Source organism: Micromonospora sp. LZ34 (assembly GCF_052981855.1).
In genome coordinates this window covers 1-25366 of record NZ_JBRIQN010000026.1, presented here as the reverse complement: position 1 = coordinate 25366, position 25366 = coordinate 1, and the positions used below count along the sequence as shown (strand labels likewise).

30 protein-coding genes are annotated in these 25366 nt (G+C 68.9%); 13 read left to right on the top strand and 17 right to left on the bottom strand.

Features of this window, described 5'->3' with window-relative positions; genetic code table 11:
* Positions 1–34 precede the first annotated feature (34 nt).
* The 7 genes from ACVCAH_RS24525 to ACVCAH_RS24495 all read right to left on the bottom strand — a co-directional run bounded on the left by ACVCAH_RS24525 (position 35) and on the right by ACVCAH_RS24495 (position 5854).
* Positions 35–448 (bottom strand): DUF6069 family protein, encoded by a 414-nt coding sequence (locus ACVCAH_RS24525; RefSeq protein WP_447138548.1) that lies wholly within the window; start codon positions 446–448, stop codon positions 35–37.
* Between the two features lie 607 nt (positions 449–1055).
* Positions 1056–2441, bottom strand: coding sequence for an FtsX-like permease family protein (locus ACVCAH_RS24520; RefSeq protein ID WP_447138547.1), 1386 nt, complete (start codon positions 2439–2441; stop codon positions 1056–1058).
* A gap of 40 nt (positions 2442–2481) precedes the next feature.
* Entirely contained in the window at positions 2482–2817 is a 336-nt protein-coding gene (locus ACVCAH_RS24515) for a hypothetical protein (protein WP_447138546.1), read from the bottom strand.
* 1 nt (position 2818) lies between these two features.
* Complete coding sequence (locus tag ACVCAH_RS24510; protein ID WP_447138545.1) at positions 2819–3547, bottom strand: ABC transporter ATP-binding protein; 729 nt, start codon at positions 3545–3547, stop codon at positions 2819–2821.
* Entirely contained in the window at positions 3544–4083 is a 540-nt protein-coding gene (locus ACVCAH_RS24505) for a PadR family transcriptional regulator (protein WP_447138544.1), read from the bottom strand. The genes ACVCAH_RS24510 and ACVCAH_RS24505 overlap by 4 nt, the downstream gene beginning before the upstream one ends.
* Positions 4084–4365: 282 nt before the next feature.
* Positions 4366–5001, bottom strand: a complete 636-nt coding sequence (locus tag ACVCAH_RS24500; RefSeq protein ID WP_447138543.1) for a hypothetical protein — start codon at positions 4999–5001, stop codon at positions 4366–4368.
* 61 nt (positions 5002–5062) lie between these two features.
* Positions 5063–5854, bottom strand: coding sequence for an SDR family NAD(P)-dependent oxidoreductase (locus tag ACVCAH_RS24495; RefSeq protein ID WP_447138542.1), 792 nt, complete (start codon positions 5852–5854; stop codon positions 5063–5065).
* Between ACVCAH_RS24495 and ACVCAH_RS24490 the strand changes: the two genes are divergently transcribed.
* Entirely contained in the window at positions 5816–6298 is a 483-nt protein-coding gene (locus ACVCAH_RS24490; protein ID WP_447138541.1) for a MarR family transcriptional regulator, read from the top strand. The two genes, ACVCAH_RS24495 and ACVCAH_RS24490, sit on opposite strands and share 39 nt — an antisense overlap.
* A 73-nt stretch (positions 6299–6371) precedes the next feature.
* Here ACVCAH_RS24490 and ACVCAH_RS24485 read toward each other — a convergent pair whose 3' ends face one another.
* Positions 6372–6752, bottom strand: coding sequence for a hypothetical protein (locus ACVCAH_RS24485; RefSeq protein WP_447138540.1), 381 nt, complete (start codon positions 6750–6752; stop codon positions 6372–6374).
* Positions 6753–6946: 194 nt separating this feature from the next.
* Between ACVCAH_RS24485 and ACVCAH_RS24480 the strand changes: the two genes are divergently transcribed.
* The 5 genes from ACVCAH_RS24480 to ACVCAH_RS24460 all read left to right on the top strand — a co-directional run bounded on the left by ACVCAH_RS24480 (position 6947) and on the right by ACVCAH_RS24460 (position 10748).
* The gene (locus tag ACVCAH_RS24480) at positions 6947–7729 is read left to right on the top strand and encodes a transposase family protein (RefSeq protein WP_447138539.1); all 783 of its coding nucleotides are present in this window, start codon (positions 6947–6949) and stop codon (positions 7727–7729) included.
* Positions 7730–7750: 21 nt separating this feature from the next.
* Entirely contained in the window at positions 7751–8218 is a 468-nt protein-coding gene (locus ACVCAH_RS24475) for a GNAT family N-acetyltransferase (RefSeq protein WP_447138538.1), read from the top strand.
* Between the two features lie 409 nt (positions 8219–8627).
* A complete protein-coding gene (locus ACVCAH_RS24470; RefSeq protein ID WP_447138537.1) occupies positions 8628–9470 on the top strand; it encodes an ISL3 family transposase in 843 nt (280 codons plus the stop codon).
* A gap of 67 nt (positions 9471–9537) precedes the next feature.
* A complete protein-coding gene (locus ACVCAH_RS24465) occupies positions 9538–9915 on the top strand; it encodes a hypothetical protein (RefSeq protein WP_447138536.1) in 378 nt (125 codons plus the stop codon).
* A complete protein-coding gene (locus ACVCAH_RS24460; RefSeq protein ID WP_447138535.1) occupies positions 9912–10748 on the top strand; it encodes a DUF4352 domain-containing protein in 837 nt (278 codons plus the stop codon). The genes ACVCAH_RS24465 and ACVCAH_RS24460 overlap by 4 nt, the downstream gene beginning before the upstream one ends.
* Positions 10749–10820: 72 nt before the next feature.
* Here the strand turns inward: ACVCAH_RS24460 and ACVCAH_RS24455 are convergent, their stop codons facing one another.
* Positions 10821–12323, bottom strand: a complete 1503-nt coding sequence (locus tag ACVCAH_RS24455; RefSeq protein WP_447138534.1) for a protein kinase domain-containing protein — start codon at positions 12321–12323, stop codon at positions 10821–10823.
* Between the two features lie 606 nt (positions 12324–12929).
* Between ACVCAH_RS24455 and ACVCAH_RS24450 the strand changes: the two genes are divergently transcribed.
* Positions 12930–14141 (top strand): hypothetical protein, encoded by a 1212-nt coding sequence (locus ACVCAH_RS24450; protein WP_447138533.1) that lies wholly within the window; start codon positions 12930–12932, stop codon positions 14139–14141.
* A gap of 312 nt (positions 14142–14453) precedes the next feature.
* The gene (locus ACVCAH_RS24445; protein WP_447138532.1) at positions 14454–14783 is read left to right on the top strand and encodes an STAS domain-containing protein; all 330 of its coding nucleotides are present in this window, start codon (positions 14454–14456) and stop codon (positions 14781–14783) included.
* A 186-nt stretch (positions 14784–14969) separates the two neighbouring features.
* Here the strand turns inward: ACVCAH_RS24445 and ACVCAH_RS24440 are convergent, their stop codons facing one another.
* From ACVCAH_RS24440 to ACVCAH_RS24420, 5 genes are all read right to left on the bottom strand, one after another.
* Positions 14970–16607 carry a RecQ family ATP-dependent DNA helicase gene (locus tag ACVCAH_RS24440; RefSeq protein WP_447138531.1) on the bottom strand — a complete coding sequence of 546 codons (1638 nt, stop codon included), beginning with the start codon at positions 16605–16607 and terminating at the stop codon, positions 14970–14972.
* Positions 16608–17313: 706 nt separating this feature from the next.
* Positions 17314–17910 carry a hypothetical protein gene (locus tag ACVCAH_RS24435; protein ID WP_447138530.1) on the bottom strand — a complete coding sequence of 199 codons (597 nt, stop codon included), beginning with the start codon at positions 17908–17910 and terminating at the stop codon, positions 17314–17316.
* Positions 17911–19597: 1687 nt separating this feature from the next.
* Positions 19598–19903 carry a hypothetical protein gene (locus ACVCAH_RS24430; RefSeq protein WP_447138529.1) on the bottom strand — a complete coding sequence of 102 codons (306 nt, stop codon included), beginning with the start codon at positions 19901–19903 and terminating at the stop codon, positions 19598–19600.
* 77 nt (positions 19904–19980) lie between these two features.
* A complete protein-coding gene (locus ACVCAH_RS24425; RefSeq protein ID WP_447138528.1) occupies positions 19981–20166 on the bottom strand; it encodes a hypothetical protein in 186 nt (61 codons plus the stop codon).
* Positions 20167–20282: 116 nt separating this feature from the next.
* A complete protein-coding gene (locus tag ACVCAH_RS24420; RefSeq protein ID WP_447138527.1) occupies positions 20283–20930 on the bottom strand; it encodes a TOTE conflict system archaeo-eukaryotic primase domain-containing protein in 648 nt (215 codons plus the stop codon).
* 184 nt (positions 20931–21114) lie between these two features.
* On the opposite strand from ACVCAH_RS24420, the gene ACVCAH_RS24415 reads away from it, so the two are divergent.
* From ACVCAH_RS24415 to ACVCAH_RS24405, 3 genes are read left to right on the top strand one after another with little or no spacing between them, the layout of a single operon-like run.
* Positions 21115–21435 (top strand): hypothetical protein, encoded by a 321-nt coding sequence (locus ACVCAH_RS24415; protein ID WP_447138526.1) that lies wholly within the window; start codon positions 21115–21117, stop codon positions 21433–21435.
* A complete protein-coding gene (locus tag ACVCAH_RS24410; RefSeq protein ID WP_447138525.1) occupies positions 21432–22580 on the top strand; it encodes a hypothetical protein in 1149 nt (382 codons plus the stop codon). Before ACVCAH_RS24415 ends, ACVCAH_RS24410 begins: the two co-directional genes overlap by 4 nt.
* Positions 22573–22746, top strand: a complete 174-nt coding sequence (locus tag ACVCAH_RS24405) for a hypothetical protein (RefSeq protein ID WP_447138524.1) — start codon at positions 22573–22575, stop codon at positions 22744–22746. Before ACVCAH_RS24410 ends, ACVCAH_RS24405 begins: the two co-directional genes overlap by 8 nt.
* 255 nt (positions 22747–23001) lie before the next feature.
* Here ACVCAH_RS24405 and ACVCAH_RS24400 read toward each other — a convergent pair whose 3' ends face one another.
* The 3 genes from ACVCAH_RS24400 to ACVCAH_RS24390 all read right to left on the bottom strand — a co-directional run bounded on the left by ACVCAH_RS24400 (position 23002) and on the right by ACVCAH_RS24390 (position 24479).
* Complete coding sequence (locus tag ACVCAH_RS24400; RefSeq protein WP_447138523.1) at positions 23002–23469, bottom strand: hypothetical protein; 468 nt, start codon at positions 23467–23469, stop codon at positions 23002–23004.
* 48 nt (positions 23470–23517) lie between these two features.
* Positions 23518–23904, bottom strand: a complete 387-nt coding sequence (locus tag ACVCAH_RS24395; RefSeq protein ID WP_447138522.1) for a hypothetical protein — start codon at positions 23902–23904, stop codon at positions 23518–23520.
* A 152-nt stretch (positions 23905–24056) separates the two neighbouring features.
* Positions 24057–24479, bottom strand: coding sequence for a DUF5709 domain-containing protein (locus ACVCAH_RS24390; RefSeq protein WP_447138521.1), 423 nt, complete (start codon positions 24477–24479; stop codon positions 24057–24059).
* A gap of 328 nt (positions 24480–24807) precedes the next feature.
* Here ACVCAH_RS24390 and ACVCAH_RS24385 point away from each other — a divergent pair, with 328 nt between their 5' ends.
* Both ACVCAH_RS24385 and ACVCAH_RS24380 read left to right on the top strand, forming a co-directional pair.
* The gene (locus ACVCAH_RS24385; protein WP_447138520.1) at positions 24808–25110 is read left to right on the top strand and encodes a transposase; all 303 of its coding nucleotides are present in this window, start codon (positions 24808–24810) and stop codon (positions 25108–25110) included.
* A 55-nt stretch (positions 25111–25165) separates the two neighbouring features.
* On the top strand, positions 25166–25315 hold the full coding sequence (locus ACVCAH_RS24380) for a hypothetical protein (protein ID WP_447138519.1): 150 nt from the start codon (positions 25166–25168) through the stop codon (positions 25313–25315).
* Positions 25316–25366: the final 51 nt, after the last annotated feature.

Sequence of the window (25366 nt, the reverse complement as noted above, 5' to 3'; positions counted from 1 at the left end):
TCCTCCGGTAGCTCGACGGTGGGATGGCGACAGGTCAGGCGGCCAGGCGGCGCGCGACAGCGGGGATCACGATCGCGGCCGCGACCAGGTGGGTGAGCATCAGCAGTGCCTTGGTGGCCGCCCCGGCGTCGGCGATCACGTCCGGCACCAGCGACAGGACGGTCAGCACCACCGTCGTGCGGACGAACGTGCGCCGCGGACGCCGGGCGAAACGGGACAGCAGCGCGGCGATGACCACGCCGATCAGCGAAAAAGCAGCGGTCAGCACGCCGAACCCCGCGACCGGAATCGGGGCGCCGCCCATATCGAGGCTGATCCCTGCCGCGTGGCCGGCGGCGGCGACGGTCATGGTGGCGGCGCTCGCGGCAACCGCGGCGACGACACCGGTCCGGATCAGCGCACCGATGGACGAAGTGGTGGCGCGGGTCGTGTTCACAGTGGTGGTCATCGTGCCCTCCAGTAGGTGTAGGGACCGGCTCGGTGCCGGGCTCTTACCAGAGCTACGAAAAGGACCACCCCCAATCGACAAGCACGCCCAGATCTTTTCGAAGACATTCGACTCCGGTGTACGTCGAGGCAGTTCCCCGGGCATAGCGGACGAACGCGACAATACGTCGGTGACGCTCTCGGCATCGATGAGCCGCGCGGCACGACCCGACCTCCACCACAGCCTCCGCGGACGTCGGAGACAACGCCAACGTGACCCAGTTCCAGAATCCACCGTTCCACGTCGTTCGGCTGACCGGCAGCCGACGGCATGCCGGCCGCGGGACCACCAGAAACTACAAGGCATCGCATTGCCGGGCGTGTCGACCATGACCACAGCGATACGAGAACTCGTCCGCAGCGGGGAGATAGAAGGCGTCGGTGTCCGATGCGAGGATCCGGACTGAAGCCGCCTGGCCGCATCCACGAGGGGTGATGGCCCGGCCGGGCATCGCGCACGGGTGGTCGCAGATCCGTGCGCAAGCTCTTGCAATTGAGCAACTGGCGTTTTGCTCTGCGGTTCCGTTCGGCTGTAGGGCCGCGAGCGGCACTACGGCCGTTGACGGCTGTCAGGTCGGTGCGGACTGAAGTGTGTCCGCGACCGGGCGCCGTGTGGCAACCATCGCGGGGATGGCGGTGAGTGCGGCGATGGCGAGCAGGACTCCGAGTGCGGTGGCGAGCAGCCAGGAATCGGGGGGGTACTGGACCTCGCCGGTGCTGAGGGACGCAAGGAGCCCGATGCCGGCCGGGATCCCCGCGGCGACGCCGGGTATGGCGGGAAGCAGTTGCGCTAGCGCCAGGCCCACGCCGGCCTGCGCGGGCGTGGCGCCGAGCGTCCGCGCGACGGCCAGCGGCTGCCGGGCGTCGAGGACCGCGGTCCAGGCGCTCACGACGGCGTTGATGAGCGCAAGAATGCACAGCATGACGGTGAGCACGAGGGTGGCCTGCTCGCCCCGTTCCACCCGGGGATTGGCGAGCTCCGTGTAGCCGAGGTCGAAGTGCACCACTTGGGTGTTGACCATGAGTATGGCGACGAGTGCGGTCGTGGTGATCAGGGTGTTCACTGTGACCAGCCGGGCGCGGCGCGGCCGGCGGGCGTTGATGCGCACCCCGATCAGCAGGGCGGTGGGCAGCTGCCGCGACAGCCAGATACGCCACCGCCGGCGCCTCGGTGGCGTTGCAGCGTCGGCCAGAGTGTGGACGGTGCTGGTGGCGACGGCGCGCACCACCGGTACCAGAGTCGCTGCCACAGCGATGGTGAGGGCGAGGGCCGTGACGGCGATCACCGTGCGCAGCGCGGGTGGCTGGGCGTTGACGGAGCCGATGAGTCCGGCGCTGGGGCGGATCAGCACGGGTGCGGCGAACCAGCCCGCGGCCAGGCCCGTGGCGGCGGCGGCAAGCCCGATCACGAGGTACTCGGCGAGGTGGACGGCGGCGATCAGGGCCGGTCCGGCGCCGACGGCCTTGAGCAGCCCCACCCGGCGGCGCTGGCCGATGATCCGGCCCGCGACGATGCCGGCGACGCCGGCCAGCGCAAGGCCGCTGAGCAGCCAGCTGCCGACGAGCAGCGCGATCTGCGCGTCGCTGTACAGCCGACCGTTGATGTAGCCGATCTCCTGCCAGGTGGTGAGTTGGTCGCCGACGACGTACGTGGTGCTGGCCGCCGGGTCGGCGAGTTTGAGGTTGAGGGTGTACGACAGTGGCTGGCTGCCCGCGAGCGTGGCGATGTCGCTGCGGTCGACCCAGACCAGGCCGCCGCGCTCGACCAAGATGCTGCCCGGGTAGTGCCATCCGGCGTACGGATACGTCGCTCTCGCGGCGGTGACCGCAGTCCCGATCACGCGCAGCGGATGGCCGTCGATGTTGACCGTGTCGCCGGTGCGGATGCCGAGGGCGTCGGCGAAGGCGCGCTCGACGACCACGCCGCCGGGGCGTACCCAGGTGCCGTCGGTCACGGCGGGCCGGTCGATCGATACGGGTGTGGTGTCCCGGCCCTCAACAACGGCGTGCGCGGACTTCGCGGGCCGTCATCGTCAGGTAGGCGACCGGGAAGGGGCCGCTGTGATCGGTGACGCCGGCCGCGGTGGTCAGCGATGCGAGCTCGTCCAACGCGGCCTGGCCGGTGGCCCGGGGTGTCACGATCACGTCCGGGCCGGCGGTGCCGGTCCGGGTCTGCTGGTACGGCCGGTCGGCGATTTCGTTGAGGGTGAGGCCGAGGGTCAGCGTGGCGGTGGCGGCGGTGATGGCGGCCAGGAGCAGGACGGTTTCGGTTCGGCGGCGGCGCAGGTCCCGCATCAGCAGCCGGCAGACGAGCAGGAGGCGGCCGGACATGTCAGCGCCGCCCGTCGTAGACGGTGCCGGTGGCGGTGCTGGCAAGTCGGTTGTCGTCGGCGAACGCGCCGTCGCGCATGGCGATCACCCGGTCGGCGACCGCGGCGATGCGAGCGTCGTGGGTGACCACCACGAGGGTCTGTCCCGCGGTGCGCAGTTCCTCGAACAGCCGCAGCACCTCCAGGGTGGCGGCGCTGTCCAGGTTGCCGGTGGGTTCGTCGGCCAGCACGACCAGCGGCTCGTTGCTCAACGCGCGGGCGATGGCAACCCGCTGGCGCTGCCCACCGGACAGCGCCGAGGGCAGGTGCGCAGCGCGGTCCGCCAGCCCAACCCGGTCCAGCAGGTACATCGCCCGCTTGCGGGCCCGCCCCGGCGACTGGCCGGCCAGCAGCGCGGCCAGCTCGACGTTCTCCACCGCGGTGAGCTCGTCCATGAGGTGAAAGGACTGGAAGACGAACCCGATCCGGTCGCGGCGCAGCCGGGCGAGGGCCCGTTCGCTCATCGTGTCGATCCGGTGCCCGGCCAGCCACACCTGCCCGCCGGTCGGGCGTTGCAGCCCGCCGAGCAGGTACAGCAGGGTGGACTTGCCGCAGCCGCTAGGCCCCATCACCGCCAGCGACTGCCCGGCCGGCACGTCCAGATCGACCTCGTCGACCGCGCGGACCAGCGCGTGCTTGTCGCCGTACAGCATGCTCAGCCCACGCGCCTGCAACACCGTCGATCCGGTCACGCCCCCGCCTTCCGTCCGGTCCGATCAAGCCCAGTCCACATGCGCTCACACGCCTCCAGCCAATCCAGGTCGGCCCGCAGCCGCAGCACGACACCCTCCAGCAGCAGCCCGGCAACCGGATCCACCGACCGGTCCAACGCGGCCCGCTGGGCGTCGCGCAGCCGGCGCAGCACCTCACGCCGCTGCGCGTCAACGAGGGCCACCGGATCGGCCAGCCGGGCGGCCGCGGCAGCCACCAGCTTGAGATGAAACTCCGCGAGGTCCGGCTTCGGCCAGTTCACTTCGGTCAGCCAGGCGGCGACCCGCTGCTGCCCCTCCGGGGTCAACGCGTACACACGGCGTTCGGGCCGGTCAGGCAGGCCCTCGGCCCGCTGCGAGGTCACCAGGCCGGCCTTGCCCAGGCGGGCCAGCGTCACGTAGATCTGCCCGGCGTTCATCGCCTCGCCCAGCGGGCCGAGCGCGGCACGCATCCGGCTGCGCAGCTCGTACCCGTGCGCCGGCTCCTTCGCCAGCATGGCCAGCACCACGTCCTGCACCCAGGCACACCCTTCGTGTAGATCGTCATTAGATAACGGCTAGCTATAGCGCTGTCAACTCGACGGCGGGGTGCAGCGGACGGAGCCGTACGCCTACCTGAGCGGCGCACCGCGCGATTGCGCCCAGAGGCCGCCGACCGGTCGGCACGAGAACACCGAGATCGACAAGTGTGGCTGGAGTTGGTCTTGCTGTCGCGGTCATTGCCGTGTCCATATGGCTTTGTCCCTACTGTCGGCAATCTCGCTTTATTCCGCCGTGGACCGTTCGTGGGTGTCGGTGGATCATGTGTTGGTGGCAGTCATGTTGGCCCGGGTACGGGGCAGCACAAAGCCGGTGGCGATGAGCCAGGCCAAAGCGGTGAACCGGGCTATGGGCAGCAGGATTGCCGCGTCGGAGAGCAGCAGGGTGAGGGTGGACAGTTCGGCGACGGAGGCGATGACCAGGCCGATAAGCGCCAGTCGGCGTGGCAGCAGTCCGGCCAGCAGGCCTGGCACGGCGATACCCGCCAGGAGCAGGCCCAGGAAGACGACGTGCCCGGTGCCGCCGGTAGCGAAGGCGAGGTCCTGCAGCGCCCGGACAACAGCCGGCTCGTCGAGCACCTCCGGACGTGACAGCACCCAGGTGAACAGGCCGGACAGGCCCAGCATGGCCCCAGCCAGCACGCCGCCGACCAGGGCGATGGTGGCGCCGGGTACCCGGATGCCGAGATTGCGCAGGCGGGCTGAAGCGGTGGCGGCATAGATGGCCATCGGGACCGAGGCGGCGAACTGCAGGAACGCGCTTACGCGCACGGCGTCCTGGTGGTCGTGGAAATAGGCCAGAATCTCCGCCGAGGAACCGAACGGTGACGGGAAGGTGTCGCCGCCCGACATGACGGTGCTGATGGCGATCCCGCCGACGAACAGCGTCGTGAACACCACGGCGAGAATCCGCAGCGGTGGCCCACCGTTGGCCTGTCGTGGGTGCGCTCAGAGGTTGTCACACGATCACCCGTCCGCCGGTCAGGTCGAGGGTGACCCCGGTGACCCAGGACGATGCGTTCGAGGCGAGATACAGCACAGCCTGCGCGATGTCATCGGGCTGCCCGATGCGGCCTAGCGGGAATGCCCCGGCCAGCTCGTCGAGCTGCTCGGCGGACATGAACCGCTGCATACGCTCGTTGAGCACCGCGGAGGGGGCCAGGCAGTTGACGCGAATGCCATGCCTGCCGACCTCGGACGCCAGGTGCTTGCTGTACATCACCACGCCAGCCTTCGCCGCTGCGTATGCGGCGTTCGAGCCGCCCGGCTGGCGGCCTGCCGTGGAGGACATGGTGACAATCGCCCCGCCACCCCGCTCGATCATGGCGGGCAGGAACGCGGTCACCGTCAGATGCACCGACGTCAGGTCAGACTCAACGACCGCACGCCACCGCTCAAGTCCGAGCTCGGTGGTGGGCACAGGGACGCCCTGACCGCCGGCGAACGCCGCGAGGATTTCCACCGGCCCCCACGCGTGCTCGACCGTGTCCCGCATGCTCTGCACCGCGGCCTCATCGGTGACATCACCAGGTGCCGCCACCGCCGCACCACCCTCCGCGGCGATCTTTGTGACGACTGCATCAATCGCCGCCCGGTCACGGCCATTCACCGCGACCTTGACGCCGTTTGCCGCCAAGGCCCGGCAGGTCGCCGCTCCAATTCCTCGTGAGCCGCCGGTCACCAATGCGACCTTGCCGGCCAGGTCCGGATAATGCGGCGGGCGACCACCGCCCTCGCTGAACACGTCCACAGCTGCCTTCCTCCTCGCGCGAGTGGGTGCGCACGCCGCAGCGCGGTTCGCCGAACGGATCAGCGCAGTCGGGGTGATCCCCGCCGATGTCGGACTCCTGCGCATGATCGCCACCCAACCGCGGCGCAGTCAGCAGTCCTTGGCCGAGGAGCCGGGGTCGTGCCGAGCCGGGTCGTCGCATTGGTCGACAACCTCGAGCGCAAAGGGCTCATCGAACGACGGCGAAACCCGCGGGACCGCCGCAACTACGCGTTGCATCTCACCACTGAAGGTACACACGTGATGACCGAGATGCGCGGGCTTGGCTCCGCGCATGAAGACGACATCTGCGCCGCGCTCGACGACACCCAGCGGGCGCAGCTCGCCGCGCTACTCGAAGCCATCGCCGCACAACAATGTCTCACACCAGGCGTCCACCCCGGATACCAGCAACGGCCACGGTGACCACGACGAAACAGCCAGGCCGGCAGAGATCGGGTAACCGTCGCCGGGATGCCTGCTGGCGGTTTGGCCGATCTCAGGACCGGACACGAAGGGGCACCCGCCACGTCTGCGGTTCGCACATTCGCGGCAGCATCCGGAGGTTGCGGCATACGAATCCCTGGCGGCGCAACGCCGTCGCGAGAGCCTGGTGATAATGCCCGGCTGCTTCGACACCTATACGCACGCTTTCAGCCTTCACTCGTTGCCGCACCGCGGCGACGGTGGCCATCAGCGCGCCGGAGACGGTCAGATCGAACTCGAACGGTCCCTCGACAATCTGGCCGTAGTGATCGGCGAACGCCATCGCGGTGCGTTTGCCAACGTCGACAGGGATGACCAAACACCGCTGCGGCGGCAGATCACGAACACGGCCCATATAGCCGGCCTGCGCGACGCCGCCGGCGAAACTCGCCACATCAAACCTCCTGCGGAAAAGATCAGCCCACTCTCCCAAAGGAGCAGCCCCACATCCGGGACTTACTATGAGCCTTTTCCAAGCTGATCTTGCAGTTCAGGGTGGGTGCGGCGAGCCCGGCAATCGATGAGGGCGAGGCTCCAGGTAAGACAGCAGTCGACCAAGATCCGATGCCCCGACCGGGAGCCTCGCCTGTGCTGTCTTACCCCTCCACAATCCCGCTGTCCAGCCGCACCCTGAACCATCTCGCCGAGCGCATCCGTGCCCACCGCAACCAGCATCGATCTCGGTCGCGGCGTCTTACGCCGGGCCGACAGGCGCTACTGGCCCTGGCCCACCTGCGCAACGGTGACACCTACACCCGCCTCGCCGCCGGATTCGCCGTCGGCGTCGCCACCGCCTGGCGCTATGTGCAGGAAGCAATCGTCCTGCTCGCCGCGGCCGCCAACGACCTGGCCACGGCCATGCGGCGCCTCCGGCACCTGGCGTACGCGATCCTGGACGGCACGCTGATTCCGATCGACCGGGTGGCAGAGCAGAGGCCGTACTACTCTGGCAAGCACAAGAGGCATGGCGTGAACGTGCAGGTCATCGCCGATGCCGCCGGCCGGCTCGTGTGGGCCTCACCAGCACTGCCAGGCTCCGCTCACGACCTCACCGCCGCCCGCATCCACGGCATCATCGACGCCCTGACCAGCACGGACGTCATGACCTTCGCCGACAAGGGCTACCAGGGCGCCCACGGCAGCGTGCGCACACCGTTCAAGCGGCGCCGCTTCCGACCGAAGCTGTCACGCCGACAGAAGGCGGTCAACCGCGCTCACGCGAAAATCCGTGCTCGCGGCGAACGAGCCATCGCCACGCTCAAGACCTGGAAAATCCTGGCCAAACTGCGGTGCTGCCCACGCCGCGCCACCGCGATCGTGCTGGCCATCCTCGTCCTGCACCACGTCGAAGCGAACCGCTACGCAGGATGAAAGTGGTTTTATGATCATCGCGTGATCGATACTGATGTCACGGTGCGCCGGGCCTCCGACGCGGATGCGCCCGCCCTGGCCGGTCTGCGCTGGCGGCGGGCCATCCAGGAGCGCGGCTACCAGGGCGACAACCTGGACGAGTTCGTCGCGACGCTCGGCGACTGGATGCGCAGCCACCCCGAGCACCGGGCGTTCGTGGCCGAGGCCGCCGGCGAGGTGATCGGGATGGCCTGGCTGGCAGTACTCGACCGTGTGCCCACAGCGAATAAGTACGCCCGGCGCGGCGGCGACGTGCAGTCCGTCTTCGTCGTCCCCGAGCTGCGCGACCGCCGGGTCGGCGCGCTGCTGATGTCGGCCGTGCTGAACGAGGCCCGTCGCCTGGAGCTGGAGCACGTGACGGTGCACTCCAGCACCCGGGCGGTGCCCTTTTACGAGCGCAACGGCTGGGGTCACGATCCCGAGTGGCTCAGCTGGGCCTCCGAGGCGTAGAGCCGCTGCCCGTGCCGGCCCACCCGCTCGGCCCGGTACGTGGTGTCGCCGGCCCAACGCAGCGCGTCCCGCGGGTCGGCGTAGTGCGGCGGCAGCGCGATACCAAGCTACGCAGCTGCCCACGCCGCGAAACTTCGGTCGTGCAGGCCAATCCTCGTCCTGCACCACGTTGAAGCGAACCGCTACGCAGGATGAAAATGGCTCTATGAAACTTCGCGCCCTCGCCGCCGTCGCCGGCCCATCGCCCGAGGATGTCGCGAGTGTCCTCGACGGGGACCGCCAAGGACATGTAGATCGGCCGGTTCGCGACCTTCCCGTCACGGGTCACGGTTCTGTCGCTGATCTTGTGATGTGGACGGTCGCATCCATTCGAGGCGGCACCCGTTGATCATGTCTGGCGTGTTCGCTTGTGGAGCAGTTGCTGCCTCATCTGTCCGGTCTGCTGATCGATAGCGTTGAGCAGCGTCAGCAGGCCGTCGTGCTCTGCGCCCGGGTCCGATCGGCGACGGCACGGTGCGGTGAATGCCGGCAGCCGTCGAGCCGTGTTCATGGCCGTTATCTGCGGCGATTGCGCGACGTCACGGTTGCCGGGGTAGCGGTGCTGCTTCAGGTGCGGGTGCGACGGTTCCGCTGCGACAACCGTGGTTGTCCTTTGGTGACCTTCGTCGAGCAGGTCGATGGCTTGACCGCTCCGCATGCCCGTCTCACCTCGGGGCTGCGGGAGCTGCTCACCCGGATCGGGCTGGCGCTTGCTGGGCGTGCCGGCGCCCGGCTGGCTGCCGCTGTCGGTGTGACCGTGGGCCGTGACACCCTGTTGCGGCTGGTAAAAGGCCTGCCCGATCCGGCGGGGGCCGCGGTGATGGTCCTGGGTGTTGACGACTTCGCGTTCCGGCGCGGACGCCACTACGGCACCATCCTGATCGACAGGATCACGCACCGCCCGGTCGAGGTCTTCGATGGCCGTGACGGTGACAGCCTCGCCGGCTGGCTTGCGCAGCATCCCGAGGTGGAGATCATCTGCCGCGACCGGGCCGGCGGCTATGGCGAAGGCGCCCGGCAGGGCGCCCCGCACGCGGTGCAGGTCGCCGACCGGTTCCACCTCTGGCAGAACCTGGGCCAAGCGGTGGAGAAGACAGTCAACGCCCATCGCGCCCGGCTCGCCCCGCCAGCACCGCCGCCACCCGAGGACACGCCTGAGGTGGTGCGGCCGCTACCGGAGAAAAAGATCGTGACCCGGTTGCGTGAACACTAGACCGCCGTGCAGGAACTGGCAGCTCAGGGCGGCGATCGGCTGCAAGCTGGGGCTGCACCAGGCCACGGTGCGCAAGTTCGTCAACGCCCGCAGCCTCGAGGACCTGACCGCCGTCACCGAGCAACGCTCACACCTGGTCGACCGGTTCACCGGCTACCTGCACCAACGCTGGAACGACGACGAACGCAACGCCACCCAACTGTTCCGCGAGATCCAGCAACAGGGCCGACCCGTTCTGGGACGCCGCGGCCGGAGCGTGAACAAGTTGGTGGCTCAACGGCTGACGGCCGGGTCACCAAGATCGGGTGTTTCTCGAGCTGACCGGGCGTGTGGGTCAGGCCAGCCGGGGGACCGTTGCCTGAGGGAAAATGTGTCAGAGTGGAAAGTATTGCGCTCAACTAACGGGGCAGCGCGAATCAAGACCTGGGAGAACACCACTCAATGACCACCCCCCACGACCCTGCGCAGAACCAGCCGCCGGCCGGCCAGCAGCCGATGCCGCCCACCGCCCAGTTCCCGCAGGTGCCCGCCGGCCAGTTCCCGCCGCCGACGCCCGGGCAGTTCCCTCAGCAGCCCGGCCAGATCCCGCCGCCGCCCGGCGCGCCGGCGCCCGCCGCCCGCAAGCGGCCCTGGCTGATCCCCACCCTCATCGGCGTCGGCGCGTTCGTGGTGCTGTGCTGCGGCGGCTCGATGGTGATCGGCCTGGTCAGCGGCGACGACAAGAAGACCGATGTGTCCGCCAGCAGCGACATCCCCGCTGCCAGCCCCAGCACCTCCGCCCCCGCGGCCGTCGCCCCGAGCACGTCGGCCCCCACGCCGGCCAAGCCGGAGCCGGCGAAGACGACCGCGGCGCCGGCCCCGGCCAAGCCGAAGACCTTTGGCGTCGGCGACAAGGTGCGCGGCGGTGACTTCGAGTTCACCGTCAACGGCGTGAAGTGCGGGATCTCCCAGGTGGGCAGCCAGTTCCTGAACACCAAGGCGCAGGGCACCTTCTGCAAGGTCAACGTGACCGTCAAGAACGTCACGAAGAGCGCGCACACCTTCCACGCCGACGGCACCCTCACCGCCCAGGACGCCACCGGCCGGGAGTACGAGGCCGACGGCGAGGCCGGGATCTACGGCAACACCGACGGGCAGGGTTTCCTCGACGAGATCAACCCTGGCAACTCGGTGAAGGCGAACGTCTACTTCGACGTGCCGAAGGGTACGAAGCTGAAGTCGATCACGTTCGACGCCGGCCTGTTCACCCTCGCCGAGGACGCCGTCGTCACCCTGTGACCGGCCCCCAGCCGCGAAATGCGGGACTGGCGACAGCAGCGACAGCCCGGAAAACCCCGGGTTGTCGCTGTTTTACCGTAGATCGGCGGCGATCCGGTCGGCGTCGGCGGTCAGGGAGTCGTAGCCGTCGGCGGTGAGTTTGCCGTCGCGTCGCAGGTCGCTGAGCTTCTCGCGCAGCTTCTTGAGCTGGTCCTCGGCACGGTCGGTGTCGCTCTCGGCGATCTCTTTCGCGATCGCGTCCACCTTGGTGTGCAGGTCCTTTGCGGCATCCGGGTTCAACCGGCCGGCTTCCACCTGCTCCCGGATCGACTGGCGCATGCCGGCGATCGGGTCAGCGGGTGGGGTGGGGCTCGGCCTTCGGGAGGTGGCCCGAGGGCTCGGTGTCGGACTGGCCGGGGTGCGGGTGGCGGACGCGACGGTGCGCAGCGTCGGCGTGGCGGGCGCGACGGTGACCGGCACAGCCGGCACGCGGGGCGCCACGACGGTGGGGGCCGATGCCGGCGGCGTGGTCGGTCCCGCGACCGAGGTGTGGTCGCGGTCGAGCAGCGTGAAGCCGGTCAGGGCGAGCAGCGCGACGCCGAGCAGGGCCGCCGCCAGCAGCGCTTCGCGGCGACGCCGGGCCGGGCGGTAGCCCGGCCTGGGGCGTGCCGGGCCGACTGCGTCCGGCCTGGGCGGAAGAGCGATCACCGGCGTGGGTCGTCCCAACCGGCTCGGGGCAGCTGGCGTGACCGGCACGAGGGGAACCGGAGTGCCGGCCCGGGGCAGCAGGGCTGCGAGGCGGTCCCGGACGTCGGCCGCGTCGCCCGGCCGGTCGGCGGGATCCTTGGCCAGCAGTTCGGCGGCCAGGGCGTCCAGCTCGGCGGGTACGTCGGGCCGGCGCTCGCCCAGCGGCGGGGGTGGCTCGTTGACGTGCTGATGCAGCACGCTGAGCTGCTCGCCGACGAACGGCGGACCGCCGGCGAGCATGGCGTAGAGGGTGCAGCCCAGCCCGTACAGGTCGGTGCGGTGGTCCACCGGCTGGCCGAGAGCCTGCTCGGGAGACATGTACGAGCTGGTGCCGAGCTTGGTCGCCGGCTCGGTGAGGGTCTTCTCCCCCTCCGTCCAAGGAAGGCGGGCGATGCCGAAGTCGCAGATCTTCACTGTGCCGGTGGCGGTGACGATCAGGTTGCCCGGCTTCACGTCACGGTGCACCACCCCGGCCGCGTGCGCGGCGGCGATCCCGTCGCAGGTCTGTACGGCAATCGACAACGCCTGCAGGACGGTGAGCGGGCCGTCGGCGATCAGGGCGGACACGGTCCGCCCCTCCACCAGTTCCATGATCAGGTAGGAGTCGTTGTCCTCGGCGCCGAAGTCGTAGACGGCGACGATGTGCGGATGGGTCAGCCCGGCCGCCGCACGGGCCTCGCGGTCGAAGCGTTCCGCGGCCATCGGCTCCTTCAGGCCCGCCGCGGCGAGCACCTTTATCGCCACCGGGCGGTCCAGGCGCAGGTCGCGACCGCGCCACACCTCACCCATGCCGCCGCTGCCCAGCAGCTCCTCGGCCTGGTAGCGGCCATCCAGCAGACGTCCCAGCACGGGGCCTCACTGCTCCAACCCTGCGCGCCGCTACACGGGGGGCGGTGACGCGACGGCCGGCATTGGGGTCATTGAACGAACCATCAGGAGTTCCTCATGGTGGACGGTCCCCCAAGCTGGTCAACGCGCCATCGGCACCGAGGAAACGACCGGCGTCGCTGACAGCTTGGAGGAATGGGGTCCTGAGCGTCGGGCTTGGGACTGCTGGCACAACAACCCGGGGGCCTGAGCTGCGGTTCTCGGGCCCGGCCCGTACGGCGCTCAGGAAGGCCTTGTTCCCCCCAGAACGGGGCCTTCCGCGCGATGAGCAGCCGGCCAGCACCAGGCAACCAGGCAGCTCGGGTCGAGCAGACGGTTGTCTATCCGCGCTGCTGACGGCGTCGGATCTGCTTTTCTTCCACTGCAAGGCGCGCATGAATGTCGGCCAGCTCACGGCAGCGTGCGGTCCGACTCGACGATCATTCGGACCTGGCAACTTGATCCAGCAAGGCGCGGCCGACAGCGGGGGTCTGTTGTCTGTTCGCCGGAGCTGGGTGGACTCTTGGCTGATGGTGTGTAAGGTCAGCTAGCTGTCCGCACCTGTGCGTTCAGAGGAGGCCGGCGACCGTGGCCGAGAAATCGACCGCTCGCCCCGCCGATGGGGCTGCCCAAGTACACGACGACCCAAGTGAAATTGACAGTTGGATCGCTCACCTGTCGCGGCCGGCAGGAAGCGACTCGGACACGTACGACGAGTGGCCGGAGGCCGCCGCGCCGCAGTCGCGCGAAGACGTGTCGTACCAGCCCGAGGACACGAACCAGGAGCACGAAGCGCGGCACGCAAGACACCGGGCGGACCAGCAGTACGAGGAGTACGAGCAGCACGACGGGGCCTACGGCCAGCACGACTACGCGTACCGGGGGTCCGACCCGGTGGCCGACCCCGCACCGGCGGGCTACGAGCCCGACCAGACCTACCGGGGCGACGAGCACGAGCAGGCCTCCTGGGAGGAACGGCGGGCCCAGGCGCCGTCCGGACCGATCGATGCCGGTCCGGTGCGCGAGGACGCGCATTCCGGACTGCAGGAGACCTACGTCGTACCGGAGGTGGGCTACGCCCACGAGGAGCATTACCCGCACGACGATGACGCCGGCTGCAACGAGTACCGCTACGGCGGGTCCGCCCCGCAGTACCCCGAGGCGGTCGAAGACGCTCCGACCCGAGTGCTGCACAACCTGGAGCTTGATGCCCGCCCGCGGCCGGCCGGTCGGCGGCGCTGGCTGATCGCGGTCGGCGGGCTCGCGGTGGGGGCGCTGGTCTGCGTTCTGGCGTTTACCTGGGGGTCGGGCGGGCCGCCGGAAGGCGCGCCGCCGCTGGTGACGGCCACCATCCCGCCGGACGCGTCTGAGGAGCCGATTGCCCTCCCGGAGATGCCGACGGCGACGCCGAGTTCCGCGACCCCGCGCAGCTCCTCCGCCACAACTAGGACCACACCGGAGGTCACCCGTTCGCCTAGCGCCGCACCGTCGGTCACCCGCCCCGCCGCGCCGCCCCCGACACGCGCCGTGGCCACGCCGACTCAAACCCGAAGCGCGAGTCCGCTCCTGCTCGGGCCATCGAGCAACGGCGGGGTGGCGAACATGGTCCAGGGATACTGCGATCGGCATGTCGCCGGGAGCTCCGCGGAGCCCCGCAACGACGGCAGTTGGCAATGTACGAGGCTTCTCTCTGCGTCCACCGTTGACATGAACGTCGCCTGCCGCGACACGTACGGTTCGGACGCCTACGCACGAACATCGGATCCTGGCGATCCATACGCCTGGCGGTGCTACCGCTGACCACCGTGCCGCGCAGAGTAGCTTTCCGGCCCCGATCGAAGGTCTGTACGAGTAGTTTGCCCTCGTAGTGTGGCGCACGCGCTGGCAAATCACGATCCGCTGGGACCGGGCCGAGAACTCGCCCACCGGCGTAACGCTGGTGGAGCGCGTCGTCGACTCCACCGCCGAGCTCTGATGCTGACCCGCAGGCCGGACGGGGTCACCGCCCACAGTGAGCCTCTGCCTGACCCAGACGGCCGCCGCCGCGCAGCAGTCCGCTGCCGCCAGGGCGGACGGTATGGTTGACGCGTCCGCGATGGAGGGTGAGCAGGAATGAATCCGGAGCTGACCTGGCAGCACCAGATCCACGCCGAAGGCGACCGCAGAACGGTTGTGTTGTCCGGCGAGATCGACATGAACGGCGCCCCGCGGCTAGAGGACCTCCTGCACGCGGCGGTCGATAACGCTGACGTTGTTGAGGTTGACGCGGCCGCGGTGACCTTCATCGACTCGAGCGTCATCAGCGCATTGATCACCGCGCGGAACGCGGCGGCGACAACCGGAGGACACCTTTCGCTGGTCAACGCCAGCCCCCAGGTTCACCGGGTTCTCGATGTCACCGGTGTACTCAACGCCCTGACCGTCAAGTCCGGCCGCCCGTAGGCGGCCCTGCAAGCGGGACGTGGCACGCCAGTTCCAGCGAGATAACGATCATGACAATCGGTGCGGGGCCGGCCGTCGCGATCAGCCAAGGGAGCTGATTCGACCGGCGCACGCGCCGCCCCACCACTCAGGACACGCCAGACTGATGGCTGCGGCATCGCCGCGGCGGGCGAAGGGGTTAGCTGGTTAGCGGCGGTCCATGTTGAGTGCCAGCAGGCCTTGCGCTTGCACGACGGAGACTGACAGGGTCTTGTAGCCGACGTCGTCGAACAGCACGGTCATGCGGTCCTTTTCGTAGCCGAGGACCATGCCTGATCCCCACTTGGGATGCCGCACGATGCTGTGCAGTGGGTACGGCCCGTCTTCCGGGAGGATCTCGGAGGTGCCGCCGTGGCAGTTGTCGCAGTGCCCGCAGGGGCGGCTCAACTGCTCTCCGAAGTAGCCCAGCAGCGCCTGCATCCGGCAGCCCGGGCTCTCGGCGAAGCGCCGCATCATGTCGGTACGTGAACGCTGCCCGGCCTGGTAGCGGCCGTACTCGGCCAGCGCCTCCCGGGCCGCTTGGTCGGGCAGGGGCGCATACCGAGCGACGCTGAGCTCACCCTTGGGCCCCGTCGCTACCGCACCGACCTGCTCAAGCAGACTGAGGTGGCTGACGACCTTGCGCTGGCTCAGGCCGGTGACCTTTGCCAGAGCGGTGCGGGTGAGCGGGCCTCGATGCAGGGCGGCTGCGACGGCTCGCAACTCTCCCAGGTCGGGCGCGCCGCCGTTGAAGAAGCGTTGCAGGGCGACGTCCTCGGCTCGGTGCAGCAGCAACGCCTGTGCCGGCTCACTGTCGCGCCCTGCCCGCCCGATCTCCTGGAGGTAGCTGTCCGGTGAGTCGGGCAACGCCACGTGTGCCACCCAACGAATGTTCCGCTTGTCGATGCCCATGCCGAACGCCGAGGTGGCAACCATGATCGGCACCCGGTCGGCCAGGAAATCCTCGTGACGACGGCGGCGCACCCCGGCCGCCATGCCGCCGTGGTATGCCTGCGCGGGGAAACCCGCGTCGGACAGCCGTTGCGCGAGGTCCTCGGAGGCACGCCGGGTCGGCACGTACAGGATGCCGGGCGGGTCGGCCTCCCTGAGCAGGGTGAGCAGCCTCCGCCAGCGGTAGTCCTCGCTGGGACAATGCGCGGCGGCGACGAAAAGGTTCGGACGGTCCAGCCCGGACAGGACCAGCCGCGGCTTGTGCATGCCGAGCCGCGCGGTGATGTCCTCGCGCACCGGCGGCGAGGCCGTGGCGGTCAGCGCCACCACCGGCGGGCGGCCCAGGCCGCGGATGAGGTGACCGAGAGAGAGGTAGTCAGGGCGGAAATCGTGGCCCCACGACGAGATGCAGTGCGCCTCGTCAACCGCCACCAGCGCCGGACGCAGCGCGTGGACCTCGGCCAGCCGCTCCGGCGAGCTGAGCTGCTCCGGCGTAATGAACAGGAACTTCGCGGCACCCGAGCGCAACTCGGCCAGCGCCGCCGCCTGCTTGCTCGGGCTCTCCGCTGAGCTGATCCTAACCGCCCGCAACGCCGGATCGCCCCGCCCGTTGAGGTTGCCGACCTGGTCCTGCTGCAATGCCAGCAGCGGTGAGATCACCACCGTGGGGCCCCGCAGTAGCATGCCGGAGACCTGATACACAGCAGACTTCCCGCCCCCGGTGGGCAGCACGACCAGTGCGTCGCGGCCGGCCAGTAGCGTGCGCATCGCGCGCATCTGGGTGTGGCGCAGCTTCTGCCAGCCGAAATGCCTACGGGCGGCGCGGCGCAGCCGCAGAGAGCGAAGAAACATCATCGCCGGGCATGCTAACCAACCACACACGGACCTGGATCATCCCACCTGTGTGACGCGAGGCGAGGATCAGCAGCGTGCCCGGTCACGGCGACCACGGGAGCAGGCCGGCGGCCGGCGCGCGCTCGTATTGGTGGAACACGCCCGGCACGGCCAGGTCGCGGCCGATGATCAGAGCATGTGGGCGAAGACCGACGTTCCGTGTCTCGGAGGACCGGTGGATGGCCGCTCCCTGCTGGTGCCAGTTGACGAGAACGGCGTGCCCCCTGCAACGATTGATCAGACCTGGTTGTGGATCGAGTACGACCGCCGAGCTTAGTCACCCGTCAGTTGCGGCACCTCGCGACACGTCGAGCCGGACGTGCGCGATGTGCCGTCGGCCTCAGACCGCTGGGCGCCCAGCGCGTATCCCATCACCGCCCTGGGCCACCCAAGCCGTCCGTAATCTCGCCATGGATCTGCAGCCCGGCGGCGCGGGCCTGCTCCACCAACTGGGGCGACCAGGCCTGCGTCGACAACCTCCGCCGGTCGTTCCGGTCTCTTCTTCGCCACCGCAGCAGCATCCTCGGCGGTCGTCGCTTTCAAACGTCAGGTGCTGCCCTTGACCAGGAGTTACACCTTCGTCACTCAGTCCTGCCTCTCGAGAGGACGGTGCAGGAGTCACTGCTTCGAAGGCGTAGTGGCCCGTGAAGCGGGATGCCGTGGATGACTACTGTCGGAGCGCCCGGGCGATCAGCCTGCCAATGACCAGGTACACCAGCGCGGCGAGTCCATAGTTGAGAACGAACCCTATTTTGGCGTCGTTCGGCGTGAATACGTCACCGAACCCTAGTACGAGCACTTTGGCCACCACGTATACGAATTGCACAAAGCCGTTGTCTTGGTTGGCCTTGGCCAACGAGAAGAATATGTGCAAGGCGAAGATGAAAGCCACACTGCCGGTCACGCCGACCACGATGCGGGCGACGATGGTAGCGGTATCTGTCTGACCCCGTTGTCGTGGCGCCGGCGGGGTCGCGTAGGGCGGCGGCGTATAAGCAGGTGGCGTGTACGGCGCCGGGGGCTGGGGGTTGTACGCCGCGGGCGGGGTGTACGGCGTCTGGGTCTGGGGGTACTGCGCCGCGGGCGGGCTGTACGGCGTCGGAGACTGGGGGTAGTGCGCCGCAGATGGGGCGTACGGCGTCAGGCCGTCGCCGCGGTGTACGTCCACGTATGCGATCCGCTGAGTGGGTGGGGTCTGGGGTGCCGTTGGTTTGGTGTGGAACCGGTCTTGTTGGTCGTCAGGGTCGTAATTGCTGTACGACATGGGTGAACAGTCTAGTGTCGGTCTACCGTGGGCAAAACCTCTCTTTCCGAATTAACGCACATCTCTACGCCATGTCGTCAATTCGCCACAGCCCGTAAGCGCCGATTCGTCCCTCGATGCCTGATAACTCAACGCGACTGTCAGTGACCGCCGCGGGTGCGGGCGGAGGTGGACTCAACACCCGAGCAGGAACACGCCCAGCCTGCCTCCGCCCGGCGCGACCTCGAAAGTCCCGCTCGACGGCGTCGACTTCCCGATCACACACGCCGGCGAGGGCGCGCCGGTCGACCGATCGGCGCGCCCGCATCCCGTGGTGTTTTCTCACCGGGACCGGTGCCTGCCGGCGCCGAACAAGGCCAGCAGGCGGCCACCACAGGCTCGGCAATCCCCTCCCTCCCCGCTACCGGATTTTCCGATCCGATCGGACTAACCGGATTGGGCCCGGCCGCGAGCCCGGTATCTCGATCGACCCATCCCGAGGTATCCGGATCACCGTCTCCGACGCCCGTGCCGGCGCGCACACCGACCCGACTCCTACTGGATCCGTGCCAGAGTTCGTCGCCGGCGTCTGGAGCCATCGCCCAGCCGGTGCTGCTCGGCCCCGACGTGCCGCAGAACTGACCGTGATGGTGGCAGGGCTACTGCGATCGGCACGCCTCGCAGGCCAGCTCAGCCGGTGCGCGTTCCGACGGCCGTTCGGAATGTCACCGATTCCTGGTGTCACCGCGCGGATCGTCGCATGGACACCGCTTGCCATCACCGATACGGCGCCGACGCATACGCGCAAAACTCAACGGCGACGCCGACAGCTGGCGCTGCTACCACCTTCAGTCGATGTAACCGGACAGCAGGAACGATCGCAGATGGCACAGAGTCCCGTCTCGCCCCTCAGGCCGGGACGACGGGCCCGCAGAAATTAGGTAGGCCACCCGACATCCCATACGGAACCGTCGCAGAACGTGACGGCCCAGGCTTGTCAAGGTCACGGGATCGGAGTGCAGCGATCGGGCCTATCCCCCTCCCAAGAGGTTACGCCGACGACCGGAATAGCGCCTTTCCAGTGACGGAAGGTCGGGGTGCCCGGCCTCATACCCGAAGCGGGACACACGAGCCCAGCCCGCTCATCCGAACAGCGCACCAGACGCCCGGTCGGAGGCAATCCCGGTGTTAGACCGAACGATCCGGACCGAAGCAACGGGTCGGCCTGGCCGCCACGCGGCCGCCTCAGTATGGAACCAGCCGACGCAGCAGCTGTGGCAGCTGCCGCAACGCTCGCGGCAGTGGGTGCCGCGGGTCATGTTCGCGGTCATCGTCTTGCTGCTCATCAGCTTCGCCATGATCGTGGCCATGTTAGCCCGATGACCCAATGCCGAGCCGTGCGGCGTGCTGGCAGACCTGCTCGGAAAACTCGCCCACATCCGAGCAGGCCGGCTCCCAGTCAGCCGTGTAGCCCTCGGCCCAGGCGTCGAGTTCGCCGTCATCCCCGCTGATCCGCTGTGAGCTGACGGGCGGGCATGTGGCTCGTGGTATCGGTGCTGCCGGCTTCGACCGGAGCACCGAGTTGGTCTCGAGCTTGGACGTCGACGACCTGCGTGATGCCGGAGATGGTGAGCAGGCCGGGTTGACCGGTGCACAACTGGCCTGGCTCGCCGTCGCGGTGGCGGATCCGCGGCGTGCAGTACCTGGATCAGATTGGGATGACCGGGCCGCCGCCGGCGATGCCGCCGTACAGGCCGGGCTGGCCGGTCAGCACGCTGCAGCCGAGGTCGATCGCGGCGAGCACTGCAGTGGCGGCGTCGACCCTGCCGATCGTGTCGAGGGTGACTGCGAGGGCCTCCCAGCTGTCCGGCGGCGGCGAGAGGATCTCGGCGATCGGGTGGTTGACGAGCAGCTGCAGGCGGTCGCTGTCGACGACCACCCGGGCGGCTTCGGCCACGCACAGTACCGGCAGCCCGAACACGCAGTTCTCTTCGTCGGCGACCTCGACGATCACCTCACCGACGTCGATCGACCCTCAGGTGAAGGCGATGATCGCGGAGGCGTCGAGGACGACCCGGACGGCCGGTTCGGTCACGCGGCGCGGGCCGGCAGGCCAAGCTGCTCGCGAGCCTGGGCGTCGAGCTCCGCCGTCCACCGCTCCCGGGCCTCGTCCAGGCGGCGGCGCGCGCGAGCCTTCCCCTCGTCGGAGACGACGATGCCGGCGGCGGCGAGGATCTCCTCGCTGCGGGCGCCGGTGTTGGGGCTCCTGTTGGCCATGCCCGCAGGATACCCCCTGATAGGGCGGGAGTCACCGATAGCGCCGCTGGCGGCGCTGTCGGGCGCTGGGGCTGCTGGTGCTGATGGGGAAATTGAGCGTGGCGCGCTCCATACCCTCAGCCTGTTGCCGCCCTACACCCGGCTCGGCCAGTGGCTGGCCAGGACCTCGGTCTCGCCCTCGTCGCGGGCATCGTCAGCTTCCGCGGTAGGACGTCCTGGTTGGGGAACAGCCGGTCGTACGACCGCAGGTCCATCGACCCGCGTAGCACCATCGCCTCGTGCAGCAGGGCGGTTCCGACGGCCCGCGCCGTCGTCGCCGGGACCGCGCCGGCGAAAAAGATCCAAACGTGTGCGCCGCGGCCCGACTGGGAAATCTCCAGCGCGGCCGGCACAGCGCTGGCCCGCGCCGCCTTGACGTAGGCGAGGGCGTCGAGCATCGCCGTCGCTCCGTCGAAGTCGGCCACGACGAAGTGGCATGTGTTGCCGGGCAGCAGGGGGTACAGCCCCATGAACACGTCGCCGACGAGATGGGCGGCGGCGACTTCCGCCGTGCGGGGCAGGTAGGTAGCGCCGCGCCGGTCCATGCCCTTACGCCAGCCGCCGGCGACGGCGGGCATCCACCCGCCGGCCCCGGTGCGGGTGTTCTCCCACCGCACCGCATACACGTCGACCCGGGCCCGGAACCGGTCGGCGAACAGCGCCAGCTTGTCCCCCGTCGGCGAGGCCATCGTGACCAGCCCCGGCGCCGCAACCGCCGCGGACAAGACTGCTCCGGCGCCGGAGCCGTGTCCTGACCACGCAGTTCCAGCAGGCGCGACAGCCGGGCGTTCTCCGCCCGTAACCGCTCCACCTCCCGGCGAAGACCGGCGAACTCGTCCACCGAACCCACGCCGACCATCCTCGTGGATCGACGTCGAACCCCCCAAACGGGGTCGCTACCATCTGCCGGTGGCATCGAAGCGCAACGCAACGCTCGAAGCGATGATCGAAGAGGCCATCATCGACGCGTACGGCAACGATGAACAGCTCACCGGCCTATTCACCATGATCGAGACTCGTCTGGCGGTGCCGTTCACCACCACCGTCCTCGGCGTGGAGGTCACCGTGCGGAAGGTCGACCTGACCGCCGACACTATCGTCGCGGTCTGTACCCGAGGCCGGCACCAACAGAAGATCGACCTGCTCGACCTGCCGCTGCCCACACCTGCACCGGACGGCACCGACTGGATCGACGCCTACCGGCAATGGGCGGGGCGGAAGCCACAGTGAGTGAGTACCAGTACTACGAGTTCACCGCCGTCGACCGGCCCCTCACGACTCGCGAACAGGCCGAACTGCGGTCGCTGTCCACCCGGGCCGACATCACCGCCACCAGCTTCGTCAACACCTACCAGTGGGGCGACTTCAAGGGTGACCCGCGCAAGCTGATGGAGCGGTACTTCGACGCGCACCTGTACCTGGCGAACTGGGGCACCCGCCAGCTCATGCTGCGATTGCCGAAGCACGTGCTCGACCCCGCCACCGTCGCCAACTACAGCGTGGCTGACAGTGCGTCCGCCTGGACCGCCGGCAGGCACGTCATCGTTCACCTTTGTCGGGAGGACGAGGACGGCACCGATGAGTGGGACCTCGACGGTCACGGCCTGCTCGCCTCGATCATCCCGGTCCGGGCCGGCCTCGCCGCAGGCGACCTGCGCCTGCTGTACCTGGGCTGGCTGCGCTGCGCGCAGTCGCTGGAACTCGACGACGACGAGCCCGAGCCGCCCGTCCCGGCCGGGATGAGCACGCTCGACGCCCCGCTCACCGCGGTCGCCAATTTCCTCTGCGTCGATCCTGATCTGATCGCGGCCGCGGCGGCCGCTTCGGCGCAGACTGCCGTCGAGCCGCCCGCCGCGCAACTGCGCTCGTGGATCACCGGCCTGCCCGCCCGGGAGAAAGACGCCATCCTCGCCGACCTGGTCGCCAATGGTGACGGTCACCTGCGCCGCCGGCTGCTGCGCCGGTACGGCGACGAACACCATCCAGGCACGTCCACCACAACTGCTCCACGCACCGCAGGCGAACTACTCGCCACCGCCGCACACCTCCGCGCCGAACGGGAACGCCAGATTGCCGAACAGCGCGAGCGGGACCGGATCCGCCGGGAACGGTCCGCGGCGGCCGCCCGGCAACGGCACCTCGACGCCCTCGCAGTCGATCAGCCCGCCGCGTGGCAGAGGGTCAACGAACTCATCGACACGAAGAAGCCGCGCGAGTACGACACGGCCGTACAGCTCCTCGTCGACCTGCGCGACCTCAGCGAACGCGACGGCGACACCACGCCGTTCCGACAGCAGCTGGCCGAACTTCGGACGGTGCACGCGCGTAAGCCCAGCCTGCTCGAACGCCTCGAACGGGCAGGTCTCGATGTCTGAGATGGCCCGGTCGACCGCCGCGCAGGCCCAGACCAACCTGCACGCCGTGCTGCAACTCGTGGCAGCCGGTCGGCTGCAGTGCAGCGAAACGACCCGCCGCCCGGCCGCCGCGACCGTCGCCGCGGTCGCCGAGGTGCTCGACGGCGGCGACTTTCTACCCCGGTGAGCCGATCGCGGCGTTCGCGTGGCCGCTGCTCGTGCAGGCCGGCGGGCTGGCCGAACTCGCTGGCGGCCGGCTTCAGCTCACCGACCGCGGACGCGCCGCCCTGGCCAAACCGGCCGCCGCGACGATCCGGCGGCTCTGTCCGCCCGCGGCGGCACATCCAGCGCCACCATCTCGAACTGCTCGACGCCCTCACTGACCACGCCACCGGCCGTCGGTCCCCTGGGCCGGCCTGCTGGCCGTGGGCATTCGAACCCGTCAGTAGTCGGTGAACTGGTTCACCCAGGCGGGCAATAGCTCGGCCGGGAGGAACGCCTGGAGGTCACCGACAGTCTGGGCCGCCGTGCCCCGCACCTCGTACCGGCTCCCGACGCTAATCGGGGTGCGGTCGCGCAGCAGGCCGTGGAGCAGCTCCAAGGTGATGGCATCCACCCGGCCGTGGAGCCGGGCCGTGTGCATCAAGGCAAGCAGGCTCTGCCGGCGGGTCTCCGGATCCGGCGAGCGCAACCCCCGGGCAACCCTGGGCAGGACCTTGTCCGTGTCGGGGTTGTTGTAGACCAGAGCGATCAGCGCGACGCCGACGTGCTCGTCCCCGCGGTCGAAGGCCGCGTCGACATCCCCGGGTTCCCGACAGCGGTTGAGGTTGCCGCCCCGCTCCCAGTCAAGGTCGACGGGCTCGACGTCGTCGCCCGCCGGTGCCCAGTCGCCCGCTGCCGGATAGATCACCCGTCGAGTATCGGCCGATCGGCACATCACGGCCAACCAGCACCTGGGTCAGGGATTGAGGGCGGCCCACTGCGCCTGCGTCAGCAGGCCCCCATGCTCCAGCCGGTGGGTGATCTCGGCCTTCGTGGCCGCGTTTAGCGTCTCGGGCAGATCCTCGAACGAGGCGGGCATGACATCCAGCAGGGAAAAGACCTGCTGGCCGTCTCGCACCGTCAACAACAGCATGCACCGCCAGTGCGGCGAAAACTCAGGCTGATGCGCGGCCCGGTGCACCAACACCGGCCGCAGGTAGTGCACCGCTTCGGGATCGGCGAATTCCACCAGCCATCCGGCACCGTGATTGCGGTTCAGCCCGCACTCGATTGCCTCCGCGTCGAGCCGGATCAATTCCGACGTGTCGACCGCCTTGACCGTACGTGGGACACCTGAGCTCACCGCGCGAGCCTCCCATGCGAGGGGAGCCAGCCCAACGTGCCGCCGCCCGCCCGCTTCACCGCAGAGCTCCCATCAGACCAATGAGCTTGCTCACAAACCGGTCGGAGCCGGATGGTGTCATCTGAGCATCAGCAAGCCCATACACCCGACGCCTACACTCCGAACGGCTCGTCGGGGACTACATGAATCGCTGCCTCCTCCGCGGAAGCGCCCCCGCCGTCGATGCCAACGTCCTCGGCCCGAAGATCCGACGACGGGTCGCCAGCATCTTGGGTAGCCCAGACAAGCCGACCTGCCCTCAAGTATCCGACCTGGTCGTCGATCGGCTCGCCGTTAGTATCGGATGCGTCACCAATCCCATCACCGACCTCTTCAGCTGCGATGTCGGGAACCTCATGGGCAAGTCTCCGGCTTAAGGGCTCGTGTGTACTAGCTTCGTAGGCAGTCACCCCCCAAGCCAGGCTTCCGATTGGGCGATCAAGCGGCGAGTAACCCGGGCCATCAACGTCGTCGCCAAGCTCCTCGTCATCGAGACTCTCATCCGCTGGCAGCAGTCCCAGGACGTACTCGTCCATAACGTCTCCTCTAATCCTGTTGCCTGGCCAGCTAGCCAGGCAACGCACCCCCACCGGCTGACCTCGAAGAATCGTGCCGTTGTCGTTCGCGCTGGGGAACGCGACTTGCTCAAGCAGCGTGCCGCTTCTGGATCAACAAGTGGACTATCGCGACCAGTTTTGTGGATGACTGGCCGGGCCGTCAACTGGTGGTAGGAGTTCCTTGCGTCACCGACAAGGATGTGCGTGACGATCGTTCGTGCCATCACCGGTGGGCCTGACCCGCTTTGACGGACATCCGAGATCAGGAGCCGGTGGCTCCGGGAGGATGTCCAGCATCATGGAGAGCATGGGTAAGAAGCGACCTCGGCCTCGCCGGTCGTTCACGTCGGAGTTCAAGGCCGAGATCGTGGAGTTGTGTCAGCGCGGCGATCGCACGATCGGGCAGGTCGCGAAGGATTTCGATCTGACCGAGACCGCGGTGCGGGAGTGGGTTAAGCAGGCCGAACTCGACGCGGGCGCCCGCTCGGACGGGTTGACCAGCGAGGAGCGGGCCCAGCTTGCGCAACTACGGCGGGAGAACCGCCGGCTGCGTGAGGATGTCGAGATTCTCAAGCGGGCAACGGCTTTCTTCGCGAAGGAGACCCGGTGAACGTGTACCCGTTCATCGAGGCGGAGCAGGCCGGCAAGCACAACACCAAGCGCTCGTGCGAGCTGATGGAGTCTCCCGGTCCGCCTACTACCAGCACGCCCGCGGCCGCCAGCCGCAGCGGGAGCGCGTCGACCAAGTGCTCACCGAGAAGATCACCGCGGTGCACGAACAGTCGAAAGTACGGCAGCCGCCATTGGCGGTCTGACCTCGCGGGATGCGGTGGGGGCGTGCGAAGTGGACGCAGCCGCCTGTCGAT

Coding starts and splice junctions, on each gene's coding strand:
- ACVCAH_RS24405 (WP_447138524.1), top strand. CDS start 22,573: ATGTCTGAGATGGCCCGGTCGACCGCCGCGCAGGCCCAGACCAACCTG.
- ACVCAH_RS24460 (WP_447138535.1), top strand. CDS start 9,912: ATGACCACCCCCCACGACCCTGCGCAGAACCAGCCGCCGGCCGGCCAG.
- ACVCAH_RS24525 (WP_447138548.1), bottom strand. CDS start 448: ATGACCACCACTGTGAACACGACCCGCGCCACCACTTCGTCCATCGGT.
- ACVCAH_RS24515 (WP_447138546.1), bottom strand. CDS start 2,817: ATGTCCGGCCGCCTCCTGCTCGTCTGCCGGCTGCTGATGCGGGACCTG.
- ACVCAH_RS24435 (WP_447138530.1), bottom strand. CDS start 17,910: ATGTCGTACAGCAATTACGACCCTGACGACCAACAAGACCGGTTCCAC.
- ACVCAH_RS24445 (WP_447138532.1), top strand. CDS start 14,454: ATGAATCCGGAGCTGACCTGGCAGCACCAGATCCACGCCGAAGGCGAC.
- ACVCAH_RS24390 (WP_447138521.1), bottom strand. CDS start 24,479: ATGGACGAGTACGTCCTGGGACTGCTGCCAGCGGATGAGAGTCTCGAT.
- ACVCAH_RS24385 (WP_447138520.1), top strand. CDS start 24,808: ATGGGTAAGAAGCGACCTCGGCCTCGCCGGTCGTTCACGTCGGAGTTC.
- ACVCAH_RS24490 (WP_447138541.1), top strand. CDS start 5,816: ATGCGGCGGGCGACCACCGCCCTCGCTGAACACGTCCACAGCTGCCTT.
- ACVCAH_RS24425 (WP_447138528.1), bottom strand. CDS start 20,166: ATGGCCAACAGGAGCCCCAACACCGGCGCCCGCAGCGAGGAGATCCTC.
- ACVCAH_RS24440 (WP_447138531.1), bottom strand. CDS start 16,607: ATGATGTTTCTTCGCTCTCTGCGGCTGCGCCGCGCCGCCCGTAGGCAT.